Source organism: Streptomyces durocortorensis (genome assembly GCF_016901035.1).
Lineage (GTDB): Bacteria > Actinomycetota > Actinomycetes > Streptomycetales > Streptomycetaceae > Streptomyces > Streptomyces durocortorensis.
In genome coordinates, this window is the sequence record NZ_JAFEUF010000304.1 from 1 (window position 1) to 6,917 (window position 6,917).

The 6,917-nt window shown below is 71.8% G+C and carries 6 protein-coding genes; 4 read left to right on the plus strand and 2 right to left on the minus strand.

Going from position 1 to position 6,917, the window contains the following annotated elements:
- Nucleotides 1–795: class I adenylate-forming enzyme family protein (locus JS521_RS32120; protein ID WP_205086428.1), on the plus strand; the 795-nt coding region annotated here is incomplete at its 5' end.
- Between the two features lie 21 nt (nucleotides 796–816).
- Here the strand turns inward: JS521_RS32120 and JS521_RS32125 are convergent.
- Nucleotides 817–2,094: a M6 family metalloprotease domain-containing protein gene (locus JS521_RS32125; RefSeq protein WP_205086429.1), complete on the minus strand. Its 1,278-nt coding sequence runs from the start codon at nucleotides 2,092–2,094 to the stop codon at nucleotides 817–819.
- Nucleotides 2,095–2,456: 362 nt separating this feature from the next.
- On the opposite strand from JS521_RS32125, the gene JS521_RS32130 reads away from it, so the two are divergent.
- A complete protein-coding gene (locus tag JS521_RS32130) occupies nucleotides 2,457–3,170 on the plus strand; it encodes a TetR/AcrR family transcriptional regulator (protein WP_372448636.1) in 714 nt (237 codons plus the stop codon).
- Between the two features lie 196 nt (nucleotides 3,171–3,366).
- A complete protein-coding gene (locus JS521_RS32135) occupies nucleotides 3,367–4,908 on the plus strand; it encodes an MFS transporter (protein WP_205086431.1) in 1,542 nt (513 codons plus the stop codon).
- A 144-nt stretch (nucleotides 4,909–5,052) separates the two neighbouring features.
- Here the strand turns inward: JS521_RS32135 and JS521_RS32140 are convergent, their stop codons facing one another.
- Complete coding sequence (locus JS521_RS32140) at nucleotides 5,053–5,565, minus strand: MarR family winged helix-turn-helix transcriptional regulator (protein ID WP_205086432.1); 513 nt, start codon at nucleotides 5,563–5,565, stop codon at nucleotides 5,053–5,055.
- 265 nt (nucleotides 5,566–5,830) lie between these two features.
- Between JS521_RS32140 and JS521_RS32145 the strand changes: the two genes are divergently transcribed.
- Complete coding sequence (locus JS521_RS32145; protein WP_205086433.1) at nucleotides 5,831–6,613, plus strand: dioxygenase family protein; 783 nt, start codon at nucleotides 5,831–5,833, stop codon at nucleotides 6,611–6,613.
- Nucleotides 6,614–6,917: the final 304 nt, after the last annotated feature.

Here is a 6,917-nt window from a genome sequence, read left to right on the forward strand (position 1 = left end):
CCGCCCGCCCTGGTCACCCGCCTCACCGCCCGGTACGGAAAGCGCGTCGAACCCCGCAACGGCTACGGCCTCACCGAGACCAGCGGCGGCGTCCTCGCGCACTTCGGCGACGACTACCGCGCCGAGCCCGGCGGCGCGGGACGGCCCACCCCCGTCACCGAGGTACGGATCGCCGGGCCGTCCGGCGAGGAGCTGCCCGACGGGGAGCCGGGGGAGCTGTGGTTGCGCGGCCAGTCGCTGTTCCGCGGCTACTGGCGCGACGCGGCGGCGACCGAGGAGGCCTTCGGCGAGGGCGGCTGGTTCCGTACGGGGGACCTCTCCGTACGCCGCGAGGGGCAGGTGTCCATCGTCGACCGGATCAAGGACGTGGTGATCCGGGGCGGCGAGAACGTGTACTGCGTCGAGGTCGAGGGCGTCCTGCACGACCACCCCGACGTGGCAGACGCCGCCGTCCTCGGCATCCCGCACCCGGTGCTGGGCGAGGAGGTGGCGGCCGTCGTCCGGCTGCGAGCCAAAGCCAAGCCCAAAGCCGGGCCCAATGCCAAGCCCAAAGCCGGGGCCGAAGCCGGGGCCGAAGCCGGGGCCGAAGCCGGATCCGAAGCCGGCGACCGGGCCGGGGCCGGGGTCACCGCCGAGGCTCTGCGCGAACACGTCGGCGGGAAGCTCGCCGCCTTCAAGGTGCCCGCCCAGGTGCTGTTCACCGACGAGCCGCTCCCGCGCAACGTCACCGGAAAGCTCCTCAAGGACCGGATCCGGGTCTGGCTGGAAGAGGCCGCACCCCTCACGGGCGCGTGACCGCCACCCGCCGCACCGGCCTCACGGGCGCGTGACCCGTACCCGGTAGTTGCCGTCGTCGTCCTCGTCCAGCACGGATATCCGTACGCCGTTGGCCCGGTCGGTGAACGTCTGGCCGGGGCGGAACGGGGCGTCCGACAGCTCCGCGTGCACGTTGGGGCGCCGGGTGCAGCCGCCGCTGTCCTCGGTGGCGTCGGCGACGGAGACCGGGCCCTGGCCGGTGTCCACGTCGGAGCTGACCTTGTAGATCAGCACCCCGGGCCGGCAGACCGCCTCGTCGTTGCCGGCGGCCGTGCGGACCTCCACGGCGTAGCCGGACTGGGCGCTCAGCGGGACGAAGGCCAGCTTGGTGCCGCCCTCGGAGGCCAGCGGGCCGAGCGTGTGCTCGCTGACGCCGGCCTTGGACGCGCAGCTGATCTGCTCGTTGTCGAGCCAGCCCAGCTTCCACTTGTGCCAGGCCAGGAAGTCGTTGTTGGCGCCCCAGTCCTCGGACATGATGTCCCAGTGCCCGACCGAGCCGCCGCCCTCCATCGTGTAGAGGTCGGGCAGCCCGAAGACATGGCCGTTCTCGTGCGGCAGGACGCGGTAGCCGGTCTCGGCGTACGACCCCGATCCGTCGTCCTGGCGGCTGTAGACGAAGGACGTGTTGGAGAGCGGGACACCGTCCGCCGTCGGGGCCTCGTCGTTCCCGGAGAAGGTCACCGAGAGCACGGTGTCCAGCGCGGAGGGACCGGCGTTCGGGCTGACCAGGATGTTGACCAGGTCGTACTCCGAGAAGTCGACCCGGGGGTCGGCGGCCGCGACGATGTCCTTCACCAGCTGGCGGTAGCCCGGCTCGAACGGTGAGCCGCGCTCTATCCCGTACTCCGTGAACGGCATCGGCATCCGCAGCCAGTCCTTGACGGGGGCCTCGGGCCGGTAGACGAGCCGGCCGTAGGAGCTGGTCCTGAACCAGTCGGAGGTCTGCGGGAAGAACTCCGCGTACCGATCCGTCGCGGGTTCCGTCCCCTCCGCGTCCGGGAAGTCGATCATCAGGTTGAGCGCCCTGATCTCGCCGGTCGACCGGGAGTAGCCGGGCGGGGTCGGCAGCCCCTCGGACATCTGTACGCCCATGGTGGCGGAGATCCGGCACGGGGCGAGCGCGGAGTCCTGGGCGGTGGCGGCCGGGCCCGCCGAGGCGCGGCCGCCGGAGTGGAGAGTGGTGCTGGCCGAGGCCATGGCCGCTATGACCAGCGCGGTCGCTCCGGCGAGGGCGACCGGGCGGCGGTGTCTGCGTATCCGGTGGCGGGGCTGCTGCATAGAGGCGCCTTCGGGGTCCGCGGCAGTCGGCCGACCCCTGACTGCGCTCTGGCGATCAGCCTGTGCCGGGCGGTCCGGGGCCGCTCGCTGGGTGCGCCGATCGGAGGGTTTTCCTCCGGAAGCGATGTGACTCAGGTCACAAAAGGCTGGGAAATAAGCGGGGATCCCTTCCCCGTTTGCATACGTGTCCCCGCTAAACGGGGAAACGGTCCCCGGTTACGAACGGGGGTCGACCGACTACACAGAGGGAAGGGGGGAGGGGCGCAGTGGAGACCGTCGCCGAGAACGCGGTGCAGCCCGTCACCGGGAACGCCGCGGACCGCGCGGTGCAGCCCGTAACCGGGAACGCCGCCGATCACGCGGTGCAGGCCATCGCCCGGAAGGGCACGGAGGCCGCGGAGGTCACGGAGGCGGCGGAGGCCGTCACCGGGAAGGGCGCCGCACCGGCGGCACCGTGCCGCGCGCCCCGCCCCCGGGCCGACGCGCTGCGCAATCGCGAGCGGATCATCGCGGCCGCGCGCGAGCTGTTCGTCGAGTTCGGCCCGGATGTGGCGCTGGACGACGTCGCCCGCCGCGCGGGTGTCGGCAACGCCACGCTCTACCGCAACTTCACCGACCGCGCCGCCCTCACCCATGAGGTCGTCCTCGCGGTCACCTCCCGTACCACCCTGCGGGCCGAGGAGGCCGTCGCCGCGGAGTCCGACCCGTTCGCCGCGCTCAGCCGCTTCGTGCACGCGGCCGCCGACGAACGGATCGGCGCCCTGTGCCCGATGCTCTCCGGCGTCTTCGACAAGGACCACCCCGACCTGCTCGCCGAGCGCCGACGCCTCGAAGAGGCCGTCGAAGGCCTCGTGGCGCGCGCCCAGTCCGCGGGGCGGCTGCGTACCGACATCGCCGTCGGTGACGTACTCGTCGCCCTCTCCCAGCTCACCCGGCCGCTCCCCGGCATCGCCTGCCAGGGCATCGACCGGTTCACCCACCGCCATCTGCAGTTGTTCCTGGACGGCCTGGAGACCCCGGCCCGCTCCGAACTGCCCGGCTCGGCGGCGACCTTGGAGGATCTGCGGCGCCCCTGACGCCCGCACCGACCTGAACCTTCCGGCCCCGCCGGCCTCCCCTCGTCCCTCCTCACCTGAACACCGGCCCGTACGTCCACGTCCACGTAACGCACGGGCGGCCCACGCAACCGTCGCGCGCTCGTCATCGCACGTGCCGCCGACGCCCACTTCACGACGCCTCGGCGCCCTTTCACGTCCTTAGGTGGCTACACCCATGTCAAAAACGTCCGGCACGCCACGCCTGGCCGACACCGCCCTTCCCGATCCGAGCCGCTGGAAAGCCCTCGCCTTCATCGCGCTCGCCCAGCTCATGGTCGTCCTCGACGCGACCATCGTGAACATCGCGCTGCCCTCCGCCCAGACCGACCTCGGTATCTCCGACGGCAACAAGCAGTGGGTCATCACCGCCTACGCCCTCGCCTTCGGTGGTCTCCTCCTCTTCGGCGGCCGGATCGCCGACCTGTGGGGGCGCAAGCGCACCTTCGTCGTCGGCCTGATCGGCTTCGCGCTGGCCTCCGCGCTCGGCGGGGCCGCCCAGAACGAGGCGATGATGTTCGGCTCCCGGGCCCTCCAGGGTGTCTTCGGCGCCCTGCTCGCCCCGGCCGCGCTCTCCCTGCTCGCCGTGATGTTCACCGACGCCAAGGAGCGGGCCAAGGCCTTCGGCATCTACGGGGCCATCGCCGGTGGTGGCGGCGCGGTCGGGCTGATACTCGGCGGCTTCCTCACCGAGTACCTCAACTGGCGCTGGACGTTCTTCGTCAACATCCCGTTCGCCGTCGTCGCCGCCGCGGGCGCGTACTTCGTCATCCGCGAGCCCTCCGGCACCCGCAACCGCGCACCGCTGGACATCCCCGGCGTCGTGCTCTCCACGCTCGGCCTGGTCGCCCTCGTCTACGGCTTCACCCGCGCCGAGTCGGCCGGCTGGTCGGACGCGCTGACCGTCTCCATGTTCATCGCCGCCGCCGTGCTGCTGATCGCCTTCGTCGTCACCGAGGCGCGCGTGAAGTCGCCGCTGCTGCCGCTGCGCGTCCTGACCGAGCGCAACCGCGGCGGGGTCTACCTCTCGCTGGGGCTCGCCATCATCGCGATGTTCGGGCTGTTCCTCTTCCTGACCTACTACCTCCAGATCGTGAAGGGCTACTCCCCGGTCAAGACCGGCTTCGCGTTCATGCCCATGATCGTGGGCATGATCACCGGCTCCACCCAGATCGGCACCCGGCTGATGACCCGGGTTCCGCCGCGCCTGCTGATGGGCCCCGGCTTCCTGGTCGCCGCGGTCGGCATGCTGCTCCTGACCCAGCTGGACCTCAACACCAGCTACGCGGCCGTCATCCTGCCCGGCATGCTGCTGCTCGGCCTCGGCATGGGTACGGCGTTCATGCCGGCGATGTCCCTGGCCACGCACGGCATCGAGCCGCGTGACGCGGGCGTGGCCTCCGCGATGGTCAACACCTCGCAGCAGGTCGGCGGCGCCATCGGCACCGCCCTCCTGAACACCATCGCCGCCAGCGCCACCACCGCGTACGTCGCCGACCACGCGGCCCGCGCCACCGACCCGCAGCTCCTGCAGCTCCAGGCCATGGTCAGCGGTTTCGCCGCCGCGATCTGGTGGGCGGTCGGCATCCTCGTCGCCGCGGCCGCCATCGCGATCGCCCTCATCAACACCGGCCGCCCCGGAACGGGGGCGGGCGGCGCGGAGAGCGCGTCCGAGGCGGGCGCCGAAGAGGAGTTCAAGATCCCGGTGGTCGCCCACTGACGACGGCGGTCGCCCACTGACGGCCGTGGTCACCCACTGACGATGGCGGTCGCCGACAGTCCTTCGACGGCGACCGGCCCCGGATCTACCCCGGACCTGTCCGGGATTCGCCCGGGACCTGCCCCGGATCTGCCCTGGTTCCGCTCAGCGGAGCCAGGGCAGATCCGCGTCCGTGCCCTCCGGTTCCAGACCGGTGGCGAGCGTCCGCATGATCTCCCCGAGGCTGCTCACCTGCTCGGGCGTGAGCCGGTCGAACATCGCCTGCCGTACGGCCTCCACATGGCCCGGCGCCGAGCGGCGGAGCATGGTGAGGCCGTCGTCGGTGAGCACCGCGTTCTGGCCGCGCTTGTCGGAGGAGCAGTCCTCGCGGCGCACCCAGCCGTTCTTCTCCAGCCGGGCGATGGCGTGCGAGAGCCGGGAACGGGTGATCTTCGCGTTACGGGCCAGCTCCGTCATCCGCATCCGGCGGCGGGGGGCCTGGGAGAGCTGGACGAGCAGCCCGTAATAGATGTGCGGCATACCGGCATCGCGCTGCAACTGGCGGTCGAAGTGATCCTCCAGCAGCGTGGTGGCATGCAGATAGGCGCGCCAGACGCGCTGCTCCTCGTCGGTGAGCCAACGCGGCGCGCTGGTGGATGCCGTGGTCATGGACTCCACTGTACGACCTTTTCTTGAAAGTTTAACTAGATAGAGCTAAGGTCTCCACAGGTAGGAACTTGAAGATTCAATAAGCCTGCCCCAGGAGGCCCCGCAGGGGATCCGAAGGAATTTCCGCAGAGTTCCGCAGGACCCCTGAACAACGATCCCCCGGATGACCTCGGGGAACTCCTGCTCTGACGAACTCGTGACCGGAACCAGTGCCCTGTGCATCCAACGCGGTGCCCGGCGCGCCGAGTTCCGCGTCCAGTGGATGGGGAGTGCCATGACAGCCACCGCGGACCGCATGCCCGCCCTCTACCTCTCGCACGGCGCGCCGCCGCTGGCCGACGACCCCGTCTGGCCCGGCGAACTCGCCGCCTGGTCCGCGGGTCTGCCCCGCCCCCGCGCGATCCTCATGGTCTCCGCCCACTGGGAAGAGGCCCCGCTCGCCCTGGGAGCCACCGAGACGATGCCGCTCGTGTACGACTTCTGGGGCTTCCCCGAGCACTACTACGCCGTACGGTACGGAGCCCCCGGCGCGCCGGGGCTCGCCGACAGCGTCCGCAAGCTGCTGCGCGGCGCCGGTACGCCGGTCCAGGACATCCCGGACCGGGGCCTCGACCACGGGGCGTACGTCCCGCTGGTGGAGATGTTCCCGGACGCCGACATCCCCGTACTCCAGATCTCCCTGCCGACCCTCGACCCGCAGAAGCTGATGGACGTCGGGCGTAAACTCGCCCCGCTGCGCGACGAGGGCGTGCTCATCGTCGGCAGCGGCTTCTTCACCCACAACCTGGCCGCGCTGCGGCACACCGGCGGCGGGGTTCCCGGCTGGTCGGCGGAGTTCGACGACTGGGGCGACCGCGCGCTGCGGGCCCAGGACATCGACGCGCTGATCGACTTCGAGCACACGTCCCCGGCCGGGAAGCTGGCCCACCCCCGCACCGAGCACTTCGCGCCGCTGTTCGTGACGCTGGGCGCGGCGGAGGACGAGCTGGACCGGGGGCGGAGCGTCATCGACGGGTTCTGGATGGGGCTGGCGAAGCGCTCGGTGCAGTTCGGCTGAGGCGGCAGGGCTCGGGGGCCTCGCCGTGAGCGGCCGCCCGGGCGAACAGCCGGGCCGGGGGCGGTGGCCCCAGGTCCCCGGTGCCGGCCCTGTGGTCTCCGGCCCGGCACGCGGGCGCCCCGAGCGTCGCTGAGCAACCCGAACGCCACCCAATCCGTCTTCCGCAGCGGGAGCACGGTCCTCCGGCCCTCCGGGCGGTCGGGCGGTGGGCCGCTCGGTCGGAGGTGGCGGGGATGGAGAGCGCGGAGCGCGGGCGGCCGGCACCCCGCCGGGGCGGTGGGCGCCCACGACTCGCTGGGGCTCT

Bases quoted from the DNA above. Each gene is read 5' to 3' on its own strand.
- JS521_RS32145 (WP_205086433.1), top strand. From the start codon at position 5,831: ATGACAGCCACCGCGGACCGCATGCCCGCCCTCTACCTCTCGCACGGC.
- JS521_RS32135 (WP_205086431.1), top strand. From the start codon at position 3,367: ATGTCAAAAACGTCCGGCACGCCACGCCTGGCCGACACCGCCCTTCCC.
- JS521_RS32125 (WP_205086429.1), bottom strand. From the start codon at position 2,094: ATGCAGCAGCCCCGCCACCGGATACGCAGACACCGCCGCCCGGTCGCC.